Here is a 17,669-nt window from a genome sequence, read left to right on the forward strand (position 1 = left end):
TTGGAGATTATAATGTCACAAAACTCCACACTACAGCGGGGATTGAACACCCGCCATATTCGTTTCTTGGCATTGGGCTCAGCAATTGGAACTGGGCTTTTCTATGGTTCGGCTACCGCCATTAAAATGGCGGGGCCTTCAGTATTATTGGCGTATATCGTTGCAGGGATTGCAATTTATATCGTTATGCGCGCACTGGGTGAAATGGCTGTCCATAACCCAGTATCCGGTTCATTTAGCCACTATGCATCACAGTACATTAGTCCTTTGGCAGGTTTTACCACAGGCTGGACCTATGTTTTTGAAATGGTGATTGTCGCGATTGCCGATGTCACCGCTTTTGGTATTTATATGGGGTTCTGGTATCCCGATGTGCCACGGTGGATCTGGATTTTATCTCTGATTATGTTCTTGGGTGCCATTAACCTGATTCACGTTAAAGTCTTTGGTGAACTCGAATTCTGGCTTTCCATCATTAAAGTTAGTGCCATTGTTGCCATGATTTTAGGTGGAATAGGCTTAATGTTCTATGGCTTCCACGCTGACCATAGCAGTGTGGTACCGGGTATTCAAAACTTATGGATTTATGATGGCTTTATGCCGCATGGCATTGCAGGCTTAGTTGCGTGTTTATCTGTAGTTGTATTTGCTTTCGGTGGTATCGAAATTATCGGTTTAACTGCTGGCGAATCACAAGACCCGAAAACCACTTTGCCAAAAGCAATTAATGCTGTTCCAGTACGTATTTTACTTTTCTATGTACTGACCATTTTTGTTTTGATGTCGATTTTCCCGTGGAATCAAATTGGTAGCCAAGGTAGCCCATTCGTACAAATTTTTGAAAATTTAGGCATTAAATCTGCTGCGAATATTCTAAATATTGTGGTGGTGACTGCTGCGATTTCGGCAATTAATAGTGATGTATTTGGCGCTGGCCGTATGCTTTATGGTATGGCAAACCGTGGTCAAGCACCTCGCATTTTCCAAAAATTATCGCGTAATGGTGTGCCTTGGATGACTGTTGTGGTTATGGCTGGCGTGCTGTTAATTGGTGTGGTGTTGAACTACCTAATTCCTGAAAATGTATTCATGATCATTGCATCAATTGCCACTTTTGCAACGGTTTGGGTATGGCTCATGATTTTGCTTTCGCAAGTTGCGATGCGCCGTAAATTATCTGCTGCTGAAATTAAAGCACTTGATTTCCCTGTATGGGGTTGGCCAGTTGCACCTGCGTTCGCGATTGGTTTCATGGTGTTTATTTTAGTGATGATGGGTTATTTCCCTGATTCACGTCCTGCAATTTATGTCGGAATAACATGGCTTGCACTCTTAACTATTGCTTATCGCATATGGGTAAAACCACAGCAAAACTTGGGAAAGGAAAGTAATCCTATCCAGCAAAATGTTGAGATAGAAAGCTAACAAATGAACTGCCCAATGGTTTAACTATTGGGCAGTTTTGAGGAAAGGCTCATGAAAAAACTTTGGCAGAATTGCCACATTGCGACCATGCAAAATGGGCAATATTCCTACATTGAAGATGCTGCAATTGTCACAGAAGGGCATCTTATTCAGTGGATTGGAAAACAACAACAACTTCCTACCGACACATATTCCAAAACAGTTGATTTAAACGGCGCTTGGGTAACCCCAGGTTTCATCGACTGTCATACGCATAGTGTATTTGGTGGTAACCGTAGTGTTGAGTTTGAAAAGCGCTTACAAGGCGTAAGTTATGCTGAAATTGCAGCAAGCGGTGGTGGTATTGCCAGTACAGTACGTGCAACGCGTGAAGCCAGCGAAGAACAATTACTGAAATCAGCCCTTAAGCGTATTCGTTGCATGCAACAAGACGGTGTAACCACCATCGAAATTAAGTCTGGTTACGGACTCAATTATGAAAATGAGCGCAAAATGCTGCGTGTGATCCGTCAAATTGGTGAAGCTTTACCAATGACGGTCAAAAGTACCTGTTTAGCTGCTCATGCTTTACCGCCAGAGTACAAAGATCAAAGCGATGCTTATATCGAGCATATCTGTACAGAAATGTTGCCTAAACTGCATGCTGAAGGTTTAGTCGATGCAGTTGATGCATTCTGCGAGCATTTAGCATTTTCACCTGCTCAGGTCGAACGTGTTTTTAAAACAGCACAATCATTGGGTCTACCCGTTAAGCTTCATGCTGAACAGCTTTCATCGCTAGGTGGTTCAAGCTTGGCAGCACGTTATCATGCTTTGTCAGCCGACCATTTAGAGTACATGACCGAAGATGATGTCAAAGCCATGGCAGAGTCGGGTACGGTTGCTGTGTTACTACCGGGCGCTTTTTATCTATTACGTGAAACACAATACCCACCAATTGAAAGCCTGATTAAACATGGCGTGCGTATTGCGCTGTCGAGTGATTTAAATCCGGGTACATCTCCAGCACTTTCTGTACGTTTAATGCTGAACATGGGCAGTACGCTCTTCCGTTTAACGCCTGAGCAAGCATTAGCTGGTGTCACCATTCATGCTGCACAAGCGCTCGGTTTAGAACAAACGCACGGCAGTTTAGAGCAGGGTAAAGTCGCTGACTTTGTGGCTTGGGATATTGAGCATCCATCTGAAATTGTTTACTGGCTGGGCGGAGATTTGCCTAAGCGAGTCATTCAGTATGGACAAGAAGTTATTTTTTAAACGGTGTCACATGAATCACACATTTAAATGGCAAGGTCGCCATGATGGCGAAGGTGAAGCACACCAACGTATTCACCATATTATGAATAAAACCCAACATGCTGAATTTGCGTTGATTGGTTTTAGCTCTGATGAAGGCGTGAAGCGTAACAAAGGTCGAGTCGGTGCTGCAGATGCTCCAGATGCAATCCGTAATCAGCTTGCCAATTTACCTATTCATCATCCAGTCAGTATTGTCGATTTGGGTACAGTGACCTGCGAATATGACAATTTAGAGCAAGCCCAAGCTGAGTTGGCTGAACAAGTCGCAACCAGCCTACAAAATGGTTTAAAACCAATTGTATTGGGCGGTGGGCATGAAGTTGCTTTTGGTAGCTTTAGCGGTCTGTTCCAATATGTACAAGCCCACGCACCAGATAAAAAAATAGGCATTATTAATTTCGATGCCCATTTCGATTTGCGTGAAGCAGAGCATGCAACTTCTGGAACACCTTTTTTACAAGCAGCGCGACTTTCGGAACAGCATAAAAAACAATTTAATTATTTATGTATTGGGGTCGCTAACCATGCCAATACTAAAGTTTTGTTTGATACAGCCGATGCGCTAAATTGTTCATATTTACGCGATCATGAGGTTAATATTTTTAACCTAAACAACGTGCTTGCAGCGGTTGATGCTTTTATTGAAAAAGTAGACTATTTGTACGTTACGATTGATTTAGATGTCTTCGCGGCTGCGGTTGCACCCGGAGTCAGTGCACCTGCTGTAAAAGGAATTGATTTAGCCACTTTTGAAGCAATTTTTAAGCATATTCAAGAGACTGGAAAAATCAAACTTTTAGATATTGCTGAGTGCAATCCAAAATTTGATTTAGACAATAGAACAGCAAAACTGGCTGCGTACATTGTTTATCAATATTTGTTTTCTTGAGAAACAATTTTTAATGTAGAAATTCAAAAGTGCACTGAGATCGCTCATGTGCGCTTTTTTTGACTTTCTGGTAAATTAAAGTCAGCTACGGAATATAGATAGCAACTATAAATAATTTAATTAAAAAGAAAATTAATTTATAAAATCATTGAGTTAAAAAATACTCGATTTTTACATTATTTTATATGCTGCTTGGCACGTAATTTGTTTTGTCTTTATTTTAACCTTCGTTAAATATTTCTGGATAATTAAATGAAAAACAGAACCTTACATTTTGCTTGTATCAGTGTTTTATTTTGGATGTCTCATTCTTCTAATGCTACACCCCCCGAAATAAATACAAATACCATCGAAAAATCACAATCTAAGCAAAACAGTGATGTCTCTGTTCGGGTGAAAGCTTTAAACCAGCTTTTACAAGAACAGTGGGAATACACTTTGAAAAATAATCCTGAAACTGCAACGACTTTAGGAGATTTACGCTACAACAATCGTTGGACCGAGTCTTCAAAAAATCAGATTGAGAAAGATAAAAAAAGTACTCAAAATTTTTTAAAACGTTTTGAAGCAATTGATAGCACGGGGTTTTCAGCAACTGATCAATTAAATAAAGATTTAATGATTTATCAGTTGAAAGAGACACTTAAAAATTATGATTTGAAACTCTATGAGATGCCTTTCAATCAAATGTGGGGACTACATTTACAATTTCCGGGATTTATTAGTTCGATTCCATTTAATAATGCTAAACAATATCAAGACTATATTGCTCGTTTAAAACAAATTCCTCTTATTCTTGATCAAGGTATTCAGTTAGCAAAACAAGGACAAAAAGATGGCTTGATACCACCGAAATATTTACTTGAAAAGGTGGCAAAACAGATTGATAGCATTGCAACGCCAGCAGGGAAAGACAGTGTGTTTGCTTCGCCATTAAAGCAATTTCCAAACAATATTTCGAAAGCAGAACAAGAGCGTTTAAGCCGTGAAATACTACAGGCCATAGATCAGAATGTTCGGCCTGCCTATCAAAAACTCGGCACGTTTATTCAGAAAGATTACTTACCCTATGGACGACAACACGAGGGAATATGGAGCTTGCCAAAAGGTGATCAGCTCTATCGCTTTTATGTAGAAAACAATACGACCACGCCTGAAAGCCCTGAAACTATTCATCAGCTTGGGTTAAAAGAAGTTGCTCGTATTGAAGCGGAAATGCTGAAAATTGCTAAAGCACAAGGTTTCAATGACTTAAAAAGTTTCCAACAATCCTTAAAAACAAATCCTGCGGTTTTCCCAAAATCTCGTGAAGAAATTTTAGAGATTTATCGCGGGTATATTGCCCAAATGCAACCAGAGTTGCCGAAGCTCTTTGGTTTATTGCCCAAAAATAAAGTCGAAGTTTTGCCTGTAGAGCAATATCGAGAAAAAGAAGCGGCAGGTGCGGAGTATCACCAAGGCACACCTGATGGTTCACGCCCCGGACAAGTATATGTAAATACTGGCGACTTCTCTGAACGTTCCAAAATATCAATGGAAGCGACCGCTTACCATGAGGCAATTCCCGGCCACCATATGCAGATTGATATTGCCCAAAACCTGCCAAATTTGCCGATGTTCCGAAAGCAGCCGAATCACACCGCTTATATTGAAGGATGGGCACTTTATGCTGAGCAGTTGGGTAAAGATGTTGGTTTCTATAAAGACCCGCTTTCAGACTATGGAAGACTATCGAGTGAGTTGTTCCGTGCTTGTCGTCTAGTGGTGGACACAGGTGTACATTATAAAAAATGGACTCGTCAGCAAATGATTGATTTCATGAGAGATCACTCTGCTTTAGATGAACCTGATATTCAGGCAGAGGCAGACCGCTATATTGCTATTCCTGCCCAAGCATTAGCCTACAAGATGGGCCAACTAAAAATCTTAGAATTAAGAGAGCTCGCGAAACATGAGCTTGGAGACCGTTTTGATATAAAAGCGTTCCATGACATGATCTTAAATGCAGGCACATTGCCTTTAAATATATTGGATGCACGTATTAAAAATTGGATTAAGGAACAAAAAGCGGCAGCTTAAAATAAAATTCGAAATTTAGGTCAGGTCCTCGTTGGACCTGATTCAAAAACAGTGAGAAAACATAATATAATAATGAAAAATATAGTTTCTTTTAGAATTTTAAATTGGAAAAATAATGGACCAGAAGAATAACCCGATTGGAATGATTGATTCTGGTTTAGGCGGACTGTCTCTCTTTAAGCACATTCGGCAGGCGCTTCCGAATGAAGATATTATCTATTTCGCTGACTCGAAATATGTCCCTTATGGAGATAAGGATAGCGACTGGATTGTTTCACGAACCACGCATTTAATTTCAAATCTTATAAATGACGGGAAGTGCAAAGCGATTGTGGTTGCTTGTAACACCATGACCGCTGTAGCGATTGAAACGATTAGAGCGCAAATTAGTGTGCCACTTATTGCCATAGAACCCGCGGTAAAACCAGCAGTAGCAATCACACAAAGTAAGCATATTGCTGTCTTGGCAACTGCAACCACGGTTAAAGGCAAAAACTTAAAAAGTTTAATTGAAACGTATGCGCAAGATATTAAAGTCTCTTTGGTGCCTTGTATTGGTCTGGCCGAAAAAATTGAAACGGGTAAAGCGCATACAGCGGAAGTTAAGGATTATTTAGAAAATATTTTGGCGCCGTTGGTCGAACAAAAAGTCGATACGATTATTTTAGGATGCACCCACTATCCGTTTGTTTCAGACACGATTCAGGAAATTGTAGGTCGTGATATACAAATTATTGAGCCTTCGGAAGCTGTAACAGCGCAATTAATTCGGCAGCTCAATCAATATCATTTAAGTTCTGAAAGTCCAAATGAGGGGAATCATATTATTTGGACCAGTTCAGACCCGTTAGAAGTTGCGGATGTTAGTTTTTCTTTGTTAGGTAAGCATTTACCTGTAAAAGATATTGCAATATAAATTTTATAAAGATGATAAGAGAGCTTTCTCTTACCATCTTATGTTCTAGCTCAAATTAAACTTATTTAAATTCCCAATGCTGACTTGGGTCATCAGATCGATGACTGATATATACATGTGTATCACCTAAGCATGTCAGTACTGCATCCGGTTTACCTTCTACAAAGATATAGCCATCTTCAAATGCCCACTTAGTTTGGTACTGACGGCCAGCGCCTTGTAAGAAAATATCGCCACCATACACATTAACTGCTTGTAATTCTTTGCCATTGGTACTGTTTAATGCTGTTTGGAGCTGCTCAAAAGACTCATTTGACTTTAAGCCTGTCTGCAAAATCTTTTTGGCAGTATTTATATTTTTTTCATTGGTACTTAAATTGAGGGCTTTGCTAAGTTCCTGAATAATTTTTACTGCTTCTTTTTGAGGGTCTTCTACATTTTTAAACTCTGTCTGTACTTTATTTTGTAGTTTCTCAAGATTATCTTTTTTAAGATTTTCTAGAAGACGATTGATATTTTGATGTCTTAAATGCAATCTGAACTGTGAATATGAACTCCAATCTTTTTGATCCAAGATATCTAATTGAATAGAGACAAGAATGATCTTATAGAGTTGTTCATTGTGCTGAGTGAAAGGATTTGCGGACAAACCTTCAAGTTCAGGAATATTTAAACCTAGAAAAGGAGAGGAACCATATTCGTGGAACTTCTGCTCAATGCCACGAAGTGCATCATGAGCCAATGCATTATTTAAATATTCATCTAACTTTTTATCATCAAGTTTACCAATCAGTTCCGATTTAATGGTTTCTTCGCCATTAATATCAATAAATGTTTGTAATAAATGAACAGTATCCAGAAAATCACTGGTTCTTAAGTGAGCTAGGGTTTGTTCATCTTGTTTTGGTAAAAGCTCAAGAAAGTTTTCTAAGTCTTTATCTAATAATTTATAGGCAACTGGCTTTGCTTCAACATGAGCACCTAATACCCAACTAGAACGGATATCAGTAACTTTGTTGTATAGCATATTCACTCTGTAACCCCAACTGTCTGCGTGACTGTCAAAATACCAAAGCTCTTCTTCTATATTTTTAACTTTGTCATGTACCGTAAATAGGCGGTCATTTGTATGAGAGTAAGCTAATTTACCCGTTTCACCACGCGCAGTTACTGCATCTTGTAAACCATGGGTTTGGCCACCGTATTGACTTGCGATACATGCACCTGTCGCTTTGTTAACGATTCTAAAGTTTCCTTCTGGGAATCCATTAGCCATGATAAGTCACTCCTTATAATTAGAAAGTTTTTGTAGTTGTCGAAATTAATAGTTATCAAGTAAATTTCGAAGCGTGATTTATACCATAATTTTTCACATATAAATCCAAGTGTTTTTGTTGGTTTTTGTATATAACATCTTGATTTAATTGTATTTATTAGAATTACTTAATAAAAGCCAGAGACTATGCTTTAGAGCTTTATAACCGTAATAAAAAAGTCCAATAAGTATTTCAAAGACATATCAGGCTTTCTAATAGCTGAGTTATCAAAGTTATGGTTGCTTTGATAACAATATATTTTTAAATTACTTAACGATTAATCTATTTTATTAACTAAATATATATAACTCAGTTTTATAGTTTAAATTTAATTAAAAGCTATAAATATAAAATAAGGAAAATATTATATAAACATTAATTAAATTATTATATTTAAACTTTTTCATTAAAATAAATTGACGTTCTTTATTATACCGATTAATATTTCGTTGCTGGCCTACATTGCCAGTCGGTTTTAGCAGACCGTATCCTAGCGAATGGGTTATACTTTCTGAGTATTTCCCATGTGGAACCTTTGTGCCCCCTTTTTCTCTATGGTAGGGCGGAAGGGGGACGCGTTCGCGCGTGCTGGTCGCTAGGTCAGTCTGCTAACCCTCTTTCGTTCTGCCACCCTAATCAATTGACGGTGATTTGGTGGTAGGACTCCATTTTTAAGGAGTTGGCCATGCCATTATTCAAACTCATTTTCTCTCTCATTTAACTATTTTATTTATTTAAAATTTGGGTTTTTGCTACCTGATATTTTAAATTTATAAATTATTTTTATTTTAAAATCTTAATTATTTTATTTTCCTATTTTTGTGGGAGGATTAATTATTATTTATAAATTATTTTAATATTTAAGCGAATCATATTTTTATTTTATCTAAAGATATAAATAATTATGAGAATAATATGAAACTTCATAAATTTATATTGGTTTTAAACCTTGTGGTCGGTGCTTACAGTATTACAAATGATGATGCGAACGCTCAGCAGGAATTTAAAAGAATTTGCTTGTCAGGTGAACACATGCAAGCAAGTTGCGAATGTATTTGCCAACAGCTTGAACAGGTGTATTCATCTCAGACCGTACAACGTTTAAAACACACCAGTTTGCAAAGTCCTGTTCTCCCACAGGACTTTGCCCCTAACTTGTTCAGCAGCATTCAACCCTGCGATAAAAATGAAATGGGCTAAGTTCGCTTAGCTCCTTTATCTCTGTGTCGCAATGATCTCTCAAACTTTAAATCAGCGCAAAAGTAAAAGTCCATTGTGACATAGGGTCCTAGGGGAGTTTTCTCTATTTTCTTTCACGGGAAAGGGGCTGTGTAGCGATATGAATGCAATAAAAAAGCCCGATATGCAATTAATGCATATCGGGCTTAATCAATCAGTTATTTAAGCAGGTGATGCCTTAATAATGATCTTTTTTGAATTACTCTACAGTTACTGACTTCGCCAAGTTACGTGGCTGGTCAACGTCTGTACCACGTAATACAGCAACGTGATAAGACAACAACTGAACTGGTACGCTATAAACAATTGGAGCTAGCCATTCGTTTACTGCTGGAATATGCACAACGTGTTGACGGTCTTTTTCATTGATTCCGCTATTTTCATCAGCGAAAACAAATAATTCACCACCACGTGCCTGAACTTCTTCCATATTTGATTTGAGCTTATCAAGCATTTCATCATTTGGAGCTAGAATCACGATTGGCATTTCACTATCAACGAGTGCTAATGGACCGTGTTTTAACTCACCAGCAGCATAGCCTTCTGCGTGAATATATGAAATTTCTTTAAGCTTTAATGCGCCTTCCAATGCGATTGGATAATTCGTACCACGGCCTAAGAATAAGCAGTGATTTTTTTCAACGAATAATTCAGACAAACGCAAAATTTCTGGATCATGTTTAAGCGTATCAAGAATAACTTTCGGGCTGTGCCATAGCTCACGCGTAATTTCTTCAAGCAGAGCAGGGCTAATACGTTGTTTCACTTGACCAATTTTCAAGATTAACAACATAAGCGCAGCGAGCTGAGTCGTGAACGCTTTAGTTGAAGCAACACCAATCTCAGGACCAGCAAGAGTCAATAAGTGATGATCAGTTTCACGAACCATTGAAGACGTAGCAACGTTACAGATAGTCAAAGTCTGAATATCGATATTGTTTGCTTTCGCACGTTTTTGAGTTTCACGTAGTGCAGCTAAAGTATCAGCAGTTTCACCTGACTGTGAAATACAAATATAAAGTGTATTTTCAACAATTACAGGGGTGCGATAGCGGAATTCACTCGCGATTTCAACTTGGCAAGGCACACCAATCAGTTGCTCAAACCAATATTTCGCAATCATTCCTGAGTGGTAACTTGTACCACAAGCAATGATTTGTACGCTTTGAATTTTGTTGAAATCTGCATCAGCATTTTTCAAGAAATCATCACGTAAGCTATTGCCATCAAGTGCTTGAGAAATCGTTTGCTTGATTGCTTCTGGTTGCTCATAAATTTCTTTGAGCATGTAGTGCTTGTATTCACCTTTTGATGCACTGCTTACGGTTGCATCAAGCTCTCGTACTGGACGCTCAACGCGCTCGCCATTTGCGAATACTTCAATTGAAGTGCGAGTAAGACGTGCAATATCGCCTTCTTCTAGGTACATAAAGCGGTTAGTCACTGGTAAAAGTGCAAGTTGGTCTGAACTAATAAAGTTTTCACCAATACCTACACCAATCACTAAAGGTGAACCTTCACGTACAGTAATGAGTTCATCTGGGTAGTCGCTGTGGATAATACCTAGCGCGTAAGCACCTTTAAGCTGAGGTACAACAGTTTCAACAGCATCTAAAAGGCTATCTGTGCTTTTTAGTGCTTCAGCAACTAAGTGTGCAACAACTTCAGTATCTGTTTGAGAAGTAAAAACATAACCTAAAGCTTGAAGGTCGTCTTTTAATTCTTGGTAGTTTTCAATGATACCGTTATGTACAACAGCAACCTTACCCGACATATGCGGGTGAGCATTATTTTCAGTTGGTTTACCGTGTGTTGCCCAACGGGTATGCGCAATGCCGATAGCCCCTGTAAGTTGGTGTTCAGCAACTGCATCTGCAAGATTGATGACTTTACCTACACGGCGCTCACGTAAAATTTGTTGATTATTCAGTAAAGCAACACCCGCAGAATCATAACCGCGGTATTCAAGACGTTTTAAACCTTCAATTAAAATCTCGGTTACACAACGCTCTGCAACGCCTCCGACGATACCACACATACTTCAATCCTCTTATTTTTTAACCTTTTGGGGACGTTGATAATTTGCTTTTGAAATTTGTTGCGCACGTTCAAAGGAGAGACTTTGTTCGGCTACATCTTTCGTAATCACAGAACCCGCACCAACTGTTGCGCCATTCCCAATGGTCACCGGAGCAACCAGCGAGCTATTAGAACCGATAAAAACGGCATCGCCAATAGTGGTTTTGTGTTTATTTGCACCGTCGTAATTACAAGTAATAGTACCTGCCCCAATATTTGATTCAGCACCGATTTCTGCATCACCTAAGTATGTGAAATGGTTAGCTTTACTACCTAGTCCAATCGATGTGTTTTTAACTTCAACAAAGTTGCCAATATGCACTTCATTTGCCAATTTAGCGCCTGGGCGTAAGCGTGCAAATGGTCCAATTTGAGCATTTTCACCTACAACTGCGCCATCAAAAACGCTATAGGCCTGAACTTTAGTGCCTGCTGCAATTTTGGTGTTCTTTAAAATACAGCCAGCGCCGATTTCTACAAAATCACCAAGCTCACATTCACCTTCAATAATAACATTGATGTCAATACGAACATCTTGTCCAACTTTTACAGAACCACGTAAATCAAAGCGTGCAGGGTCAAAGAACATTACACCTTGCTGCATGAGCTTTTTGACTTGTTCTTGCTGGAACTGGCGTTCTAAAGCTGCAAGTTGTATGCGGTCATTAACACCTTCAACTTCAAAAGCAAGCTCTGGTTCAACAGAGGCAACTTCTAAGCCATCTGCAATTGCCATTGCAACGATGTCAGTTAGGTAATATTCACCCTGTGCATTTTCATTTGAAAGTTTAGGCAACCACTCATGAAGTTTTGCGTTGCTAACACAGTAAATGCCCGTATTGAATTCTTTAATTTGGCGTTGTGCTTCGTTTGCATCTTTATGTTCAACAATGGCTTGAATTTTGCCATCTTGACGCACAATACGACCATAGCCTGTAGCATCATCTACAGTGAGCGTAACTAAGCCAATTCCTGTTTGGGTCGATGCGTCTAATAATTTTTGTAGCGTATTTGCATTAATACATGGTACATCGCCTGATAAAATCAGTGAAACACCTTCTTTAGGAAGTACAGGTAAGGTCATTTGTACTGCATGACCTGTACCAAGTTGTTCAGCTTGCTCAACCCATTGAACATTTTCTTGAGCAAATGTTTGTTGTACGCGGTCACCACCATGACCATAAATCGTAATAATATTTTTAGCTTGTAATTGTTTTGCTGTTTCAATGACATGCCCTAATAGTGGGCGACCCGCTAAAGGTTGTAATACTTTAGGAAGCTGAGAACGCATACGCGTTCCTTTACCAGCAGCAAGAATAATGACGGTAGTTGACATGAATAACTCTAATGATTAAGTCAAATGGATAATAATTAGTGTACAAAGAGCAGCCCATACACCGGCAATAATATCGTCAAGCATAATACCAAAACCACCATGCACTTGACGATCAATAACACGGATAGGCCAAGGTTTCCAAACATCGAAAATTCGAAATAATATGAAGCCGACGATCACCCACATCCAGTTCATTTGTTGTAAGTAAATGAGAGGAAGAAAGGTAATAGATTGCCCTGCAAATTCATCCCACACAATTCGACCATCATCGTGTACATTTATGACTTTCGCAGTTTGACCACAGATATAAATCCCGACCAAGGACATGATAATCATCGCGATTAAGCTTAAGTTAAATCCAAGCGATAACCAGATCGGAACGAAGAGTAGGGCAAAAGCAGAGCCAAAAGTACCAGGGGCTTTAGGTGCGAGACCAGATCCGAAACCAACTCCACAGAAAACGATGCAGCGGTTGAACCAAGACATGTCTTTAAAATGAATCGGCGGCTTATGCAAAGTGTTGGTATCCATGAATTTGCAATGGGTAATCCGAACCCAAATGCTCAAAAGTTAGTTGTGTTTGCTCAACGATCTGTCCGATCATTGTAAACTTAATGTCTAGTTGTTTTTGCAAAAGTTTTTCATAATTTTGCGGTGTTATTGTAAAACATAATTCGTAGTCATCACCACCAGCTAGCGCATATTGCCAACGCTGCTGTTCTGGTAGTTTCTCTAGCGTTGAATCAATTGGTAACTTTTCTAAAAATAACCGAGCACCGACCTTTGAAGCTTTTAAAATATGGCCTAAATCTTGGGCTAATCCATCAGAAATATCAATCATGCTAGAAGCAAGGCCCTTTAACTGTTGTCCAAGCTGACAACGTGGCGTCGGGTAGTCTAGTCTTTTTTGTAATGGATGGCCTAGGTGTTGTAAACCATATGCTGCATCTCCAACTTGACCGCTCACACACACATAGTCACCGACTTTTGCGCCCGAACGTAACACCGCTTGTCCAGCTTCAATCCAGCCCATAGCCGTGACAGTAATGGTCAGATGTGGACCTTGGGTCGTATCTCCACCAATGAGAGCAACACCAAATTGATTACAGCAGTCATAGATTCCCTGACTGAATCCTTCGAGCCATTCATGGTCAATGGTAGGGAGACTTAACGCAAGTAAAATACTATGGGGTTTAGCACCCATGGCAGCAATATCTGAAAGATTAACAGCTACACTTTTCCAGCCAATTGCATGCGCTGAGGTATTAAGAGGAAAGTGACGACCAGCAACTAGTGTATCTGCACAGATCACCAATTGTTGATTTTGGGGAGGGGTGATTAAGGCTGAGTCATCTCCAATACCTAAGGTGACATCTGTGTAAGATTGTCTGTTAAAGTATTGGTCAATAATAGAAAACTCAGCCATATCAACTTCAAACCTATTAGTTTGCTTGTTGTTTTTCAGCACTACGTAGTGTTGAACTTAAACGATCTAAAACGCCATTAATGTATTTATGGCTATCTGCTCCACCAAAGTGTTTGGCGAGTTCAATGGCTTCATCAAGAACTACACGATAAGGTACTTCTAAATGATCACGTAACTCATAAGCACCTAAACGTAAGGTTGCGAGCTCTACACCATCAAGTGCACTAAGTTCACGGTCAAGTACCGGAATGAGTAATGCATCAAGATCGTCGCGTAGTGCAATCACTTGCGTTAATAGTTCGTGATAGTAATTTAAGTCTACCTTGTGCATCGCATTTTCAGCACGAGTACGTGCTTCAATTTCATGTACAGGATTGTGACTCATTTGCCACTCATAAATACCTTGTACAGCAAAACGACGTGCTTTGCGTTTTGCTGCATAAGCGGCTTGCAGTGTTTGAGACATGCTTTAAATTGCCTTTAATAAATTAACCATTTCAATTGCAGTTAAAGCAGCTTCGCTACCTTTGTTTCCTGCTTTTGTACCTGAACGTTCGATGGCTTGCTCGATGCTATCAGTAGTTAAGACACCATTGATGACAGGCAAGCTGCTTTCTAACGCGACTACACCTAAACCTTTTGCACATTCACCAGCAACGAAGTCAAAGTGTGGTGTGCTACCACGAATAACTGCGCCAAGTGCGATGATTGCATCAAATTGATTTGATGTAGCTAATTTTTTAGCAACAATCGGGAGTTCCCATGCGCCAGGAGCATGAATAACAGTAATGTTATCTTCATTTACACCATGACGTTTTAATGTGTCGATTGCACCATCCAATAAGTGTTCAACAACAAAACTGTTGAAACGACCCACTAAAATCGCATAACGACCTTCGCTTGCGAGATGTAATAAACCTTCAATACGGCGAATTGCCATAGCAACCTCGATTATTTCGTTGTGATTTGATCAGCAGTGACATATTCCACTACTTCTAAATTAAAGCCAGATAAAGCATTGAAACGTAATGGTGAGCTAAGAAGCTTCATTTTTTCAACACCTAAGTCACGCAAAATTTGAGCGCCTACACCAATGGTTTGATATTGGTGTGAAAGTGCTGCATTGGATTTCACCGGTTTTGGTTTATTTAAATCATCCAACGCTGGTCCCAAGTCTTGCAAATGATCTTGCCCGATCCAGACTAAAACACCGCGATCACTCGCTGCAATTGTCTGTAGTGCACGGTCTAGATTCCACGCAGGTTCACCATCAGCTTTATTGAGCTTAAGTAAATCGCGAATTGGACTGAAACCATGTACACGTACTGTTGTAACACCTTCTTTTGGCTCGCCTTTGACTAAAGCCAAATGGATGTCCGGGTTACCAATCTCACGATAACGATAGAGTTCAAATGAACCATATTCTGTTTGAATCGTTTTTTGATCCAGACGTTCAACCGTTTGCTCATTGGTCATGCGGTAGTGAATCAAGTCCGCAATTGTACCAATTTTTAAGCCATGCTTCTCGGCAAAAATTTCTAAATCTGCACGGCGCGCCATTGTGCCATCTTCATTGATGATTTCACAAATGACAGAAGCTGGTTCAAGACCTGCTAAGCGTGTTAAATCACAGCCCGCTTCGGTATGACCCGCACGATGTAGAACACCGCCTGGCTGTGCCATTAACGGGAAAATATGGCCCGGTTGTACAATATCACTTGGCTTTGCATGCGCTGCGACAGCAGCTTGAATTGTATGTGCACGCTCTGCTGCTGAAATACCAGTTGTAATACCTTCAGCGGCTTCGATTGATAAGGTAAAGTTTGTACTATGCTGAGCACCGTTTTGGTCAACCATCAACGGAAGGTTTAACTGCTTACAGCGCTCACGGCTTAACGTTAAGCAAACTAGACCACGTGCATGGGTAATCATGAAGTTAATATCTTCAGGACGAACATGCGTTGCTGCAATGACAAGATCACCTTCATTTTCGCGATCTTCGTCATCCATCAAGATAACCATTTTGCCTGCACGAATATCGGCGACAAGATCTTCAACACGACTCAGCGGCATTCGCTCTCACCTTTTTTTGTCGTTAGACAATTTCTATTTAATAAATTTTGCATAGTTTACGCTGTTTAGAGAATTTTGCCTATGATTCTGATTTATCCAACTTTGCAACGAGATAGAATAGATCCAGCTTTATTTATACAAATAAATCATAAGAAAATGGAATAATTTAAAATAAAAACAATGAATTTAAATAAAAAAAACCTAGCCAAAAGGCTAGGTTCTGATATGCGCAGTTATTTTTTATGAAGCTGCACTGCTTGGACTATCATTTTGTGGGATTGATTTTTTCCCCATTAAAATCTCAGTGCGGATATTTTGAGCAAGTTCAGCACACTCAGCATTCATGCCATTAATCATAAAGGCATGACGAGTCATCACATTGCTTGGGTTTGGCATCGCAACAAGTTGATAGCTGTCTTGAATTGCTTTGAGTTGATCATTCTCAAGATATAAAGCAGATTCTTTCGCATGAAGATGCTGTGCTAAACGTTGAGCAGCTTCTTTCGCATCAATTTGCATCGCTTCTACAGCATTACACGTTGCACTACGAGTTTGCAGCGCAAAGCGTTTATCTTCGCGATAACGTTTATATAAAACGTCAGAGAGCAACTGGAATACGGTTCCAACCATAAGCAGACACTCTACAGCGTGAGTATGCGAGGTTGAAATCGCAAGTGTAGCGCCATCTGCATTAAATTCATTTACGACTTCAATGTCCGCTAACTTTAACTGGTAATGCTTCACGCATAACTCAATACTCTTGTTTAAAAAGAGCTGACAGAGTTTAAAGTACGGAACAGATACTGATTGGTTAACACTGCTTAATAACTGTTTAGGGTCATAAAACTGAATATTGAGTGCCAACATATGTTGGTCAGCTGAATCTGCTGTTTTCTCTGGTTGTGGTCGAGCCGCTGGTTTACCTTTCGCTTGTTGTTGAGCTTGAGCAACCAACGTTACTGTATTTTGTTTTTCTAGAGCCAATGCCTGAGTTAACTGCTGAATTTCATGTTTTAAACGGTTTTCTTCGTTAATACGTGCCAAATATTCGCTACGGGTTGGGCGAGCAATCGCGCGATAGGCAAGCCATAATAAAACATGCAAAAACAGAGAAGCTAAAATTGCCAGCCATTGAGTACGCAGAATTTCACCAATGCTTGGTTGAATCAGCGTAATCTCGATAGAGCCCACTTTCTTTTCATTTTGCAGAGCATCGCGAGCAAAAATCTCACCTTGGCGAGTTTTTGAAATTCCACTCGTTGCCAGCACTTGTTTGTTGGCATCAAGAATGCGAATAGACGCAACGCTTGGATTGGTCGCATAGCGATTAGCAATCAGAGCTAAAGATACCGTATTGGCAGGTTCTAGCTCAGATAAGCTGTCTGCAACGAGTTGACTGGTCATGAGCTGACCTTGACTCGCACGGTTTTCATTGAGCTGGTGTGTCGTTGCAATCACCATTAAAAAGGTATGCAATGCAAAACTAACGATCAGTAGGCTAGCAAATAGCCCTTGTCTAGGCGCAATCAAGTTAAACTTCCAAGGCAATTATATTGAAATTCGATTATGATTCTTACAATAGTTGTCACTCA

General features: G+C 39.7%; 14 protein-coding genes and 1 pseudogene. 6 read left to right on the forward strand and 9 right to left on the reverse strand.

All coding sequences use genetic code 11. The features are described 5' to 3' along the window. Positions 1-12 precede the first annotated feature (12 nt). From MJX77_RS05900 to murI, 5 genes are all read left to right on the forward strand, one after another. Complete coding sequence (locus tag MJX77_RS05900; protein WP_107880410.1) at positions 13-1,425, forward strand: amino acid permease; 1,413 nt, start codon at positions 13-15, stop codon at positions 1,423-1,425. Positions 1,426-1,476: 51 nt separating this feature from the next. Beyond that, complete coding sequence (gene hutI, locus MJX77_RS05905; RefSeq protein WP_252060781.1) at positions 1,477-2,682, forward strand: imidazolonepropionase; 1,206 nt, start codon at positions 1,477-1,479, stop codon at positions 2,680-2,682. A 10-nt stretch (positions 2,683-2,692) separates the two neighbouring features. Further along, entirely contained in the window at positions 2,693-3,613 is a 921-nt protein-coding gene (hutG, locus tag MJX77_RS05910; protein WP_252060783.1) for a formimidoylglutamase, read from the forward strand. 252 nt (positions 3,614-3,865) lie between these two features. Further along, positions 3,866-5,692: a DUF885 domain-containing protein gene (locus tag MJX77_RS05915; protein ID WP_252060785.1), complete on the forward strand. Its 1,827-nt coding sequence runs from the start codon at positions 3,866-3,868 to the stop codon at positions 5,690-5,692. Positions 5,693-5,807: 115 nt separating this feature from the next. Then, a complete protein-coding gene (gene murI / locus MJX77_RS05920; protein ID WP_252060787.1) occupies positions 5,808-6,608 on the forward strand; it encodes a glutamate racemase in 801 nt (266 codons plus the stop codon). A 61-nt stretch (positions 6,609-6,669) separates the two neighbouring features. Here the strand turns inward: murI and MJX77_RS05925 are convergent, their stop codons facing one another. Beyond that, on the reverse strand, positions 6,670-7,884 hold the full coding sequence (locus MJX77_RS05925; protein ID WP_252060789.1) for a hypothetical protein: 1,215 nt from the start codon (positions 7,882-7,884) through the stop codon (positions 6,670-6,672). A 955-nt stretch (positions 7,885-8,839) separates the two neighbouring features. Here MJX77_RS05925 and MJX77_RS05930 point away from each other — a divergent pair. Beyond that, positions 8,840-9,134, forward strand: a pseudogene (locus tag MJX77_RS05930) (hypothetical protein). Between the two features lie 228 nt (positions 9,135-9,362). Here MJX77_RS05930 and glmS read toward each other — a convergent pair. The 8 genes from glmS to MJX77_RS05970 form a co-directional block, all read right to left on the reverse strand. After that, the gene (gene glmS, locus MJX77_RS05935) at positions 9,363-11,201 is read right to left on the reverse strand and encodes a glutamine--fructose-6-phosphate transaminase (isomerizing) (RefSeq protein ID WP_174731887.1); all 1,839 of its coding nucleotides are present in this window, start codon (positions 11,199-11,201) and stop codon (positions 9,363-9,365) included. A gap of 12 nt (positions 11,202-11,213) precedes the next feature. Then, positions 11,214-12,578, reverse strand: coding sequence for a bifunctional UDP-N-acetylglucosamine diphosphorylase/glucosamine-1-phosphate N-acetyltransferase GlmU (glmU, locus tag MJX77_RS05940; protein ID WP_252060791.1), 1,365 nt, complete (start codon positions 12,576-12,578; stop codon positions 11,214-11,216). A gap of 15 nt (positions 12,579-12,593) precedes the next feature. Beyond that, the gene (locus MJX77_RS05945; protein ID WP_005044357.1) at positions 12,594-13,109 is read right to left on the reverse strand and encodes a phosphatidylglycerophosphatase A family protein; all 516 of its coding nucleotides are present in this window, start codon (positions 13,107-13,109) and stop codon (positions 12,594-12,596) included. Further along, entirely contained in the window at positions 13,087-14,004 is a 918-nt protein-coding gene (gene thiL / locus MJX77_RS05950; protein WP_013196560.1) for a thiamine-phosphate kinase, read from the reverse strand. The genes MJX77_RS05945 and thiL overlap by 23 nt, the downstream gene beginning before the upstream one ends. Positions 14,005-14,020: 16 nt before the next feature. Continuing rightward, positions 14,021-14,470, reverse strand: coding sequence for a transcription antitermination factor NusB (gene nusB, locus MJX77_RS05955; RefSeq protein WP_004790142.1), 450 nt, complete (start codon positions 14,468-14,470; stop codon positions 14,021-14,023). Positions 14,471-14,473: 3 nt separating this feature from the next. Then, the gene (ribH, locus tag MJX77_RS05960) at positions 14,474-14,944 is read right to left on the reverse strand and encodes a 6,7-dimethyl-8-ribityllumazine synthase (protein ID WP_002119264.1); all 471 of its coding nucleotides are present in this window, start codon (positions 14,942-14,944) and stop codon (positions 14,474-14,476) included. An 11-nt stretch (positions 14,945-14,955) separates the two neighbouring features. After that, entirely contained in the window at positions 14,956-16,077 is a 1,122-nt protein-coding gene (ribBA, locus tag MJX77_RS05965; RefSeq protein WP_003654193.1) for a bifunctional 3,4-dihydroxy-2-butanone-4-phosphate synthase/GTP cyclohydrolase II, read from the reverse strand. A gap of 240 nt (positions 16,078-16,317) precedes the next feature. Then, positions 16,318-17,625: a hypothetical protein gene (locus MJX77_RS05970; protein ID WP_107880420.1), complete on the reverse strand. Its 1,308-nt coding sequence runs from the start codon at positions 17,623-17,625 to the stop codon at positions 16,318-16,320. Positions 17,626-17,669: the final 44 nt, after the last annotated feature.

The sequence above is a fragment of the Acinetobacter sp. AHP123 genome (assembly GCF_023757925.1).
GTDB classification, from domain to species: Bacteria; Pseudomonadota; Gammaproteobacteria; order Pseudomonadales; family Moraxellaceae; genus Acinetobacter; species Acinetobacter oleivorans.

What these genes read in the sequence shown, in the direction of transcription:
- MJX77_RS05900 (WP_107880410.1), top strand. Translation starts at nt 13, where the DNA reads ATGTCACAAAACTCCACACTACAGCGGGGATTGAACACCCGCCATATT.
- glmU (WP_252060791.1), bottom strand. Translation starts at nt 12,578, where the DNA reads ATGTCAACTACCGTCATTATTCTTGCTGCTGGTAAAGGAACGCGTATG.
- nusB (WP_004790142.1), bottom strand. Translation starts at nt 14,470, where the DNA reads ATGTCTCAAACACTGCAAGCCGCTTATGCAGCAAAACGCAAAGCACGT.
- MJX77_RS05945 (WP_005044357.1), bottom strand. Translation starts at nt 13,109, where the DNA reads ATGGATACCAACACTTTGCATAAGCCGCCGATTCATTTTAAAGACATG.
- ribBA (WP_003654193.1), bottom strand. Translation starts at nt 16,077, where the DNA reads ATGCCGCTGAGTCGTGTTGAAGATCTTGTCGCCGATATTCGTGCAGGC.
- hutI (WP_252060781.1), top strand. Translation starts at nt 1,477, where the DNA reads ATGAAAAAACTTTGGCAGAATTGCCACATTGCGACCATGCAAAATGGG.
- ribH (WP_002119264.1), bottom strand. Translation starts at nt 14,944, where the DNA reads ATGGCAATTCGCCGTATTGAAGGTTTATTACATCTCGCAAGCGAAGGT.
- murI (WP_252060787.1), top strand. Translation starts at nt 5,808, where the DNA reads ATGGACCAGAAGAATAACCCGATTGGAATGATTGATTCTGGTTTAGGC.
- MJX77_RS05915 (WP_252060785.1), top strand. Translation starts at nt 3,866, where the DNA reads ATGAAAAACAGAACCTTACATTTTGCTTGTATCAGTGTTTTATTTTGG.
- hutG (WP_252060783.1), top strand. Translation starts at nt 2,693, where the DNA reads ATGAATCACACATTTAAATGGCAAGGTCGCCATGATGGCGAAGGTGAA.
- MJX77_RS05925 (WP_252060789.1), bottom strand. Translation starts at nt 7,884, where the DNA reads ATGGCTAATGGATTCCCAGAAGGAAACTTTAGAATCGTTAACAAAGCG.
- thiL (WP_013196560.1), bottom strand. Translation starts at nt 14,004, where the DNA reads ATGGCTGAGTTTTCTATTATTGACCAATACTTTAACAGACAATCTTAC.
- glmS (WP_174731887.1), bottom strand. Translation starts at nt 11,201, where the DNA reads ATGTGTGGTATCGTCGGAGGCGTTGCAGAGCGTTGTGTAACCGAGATT.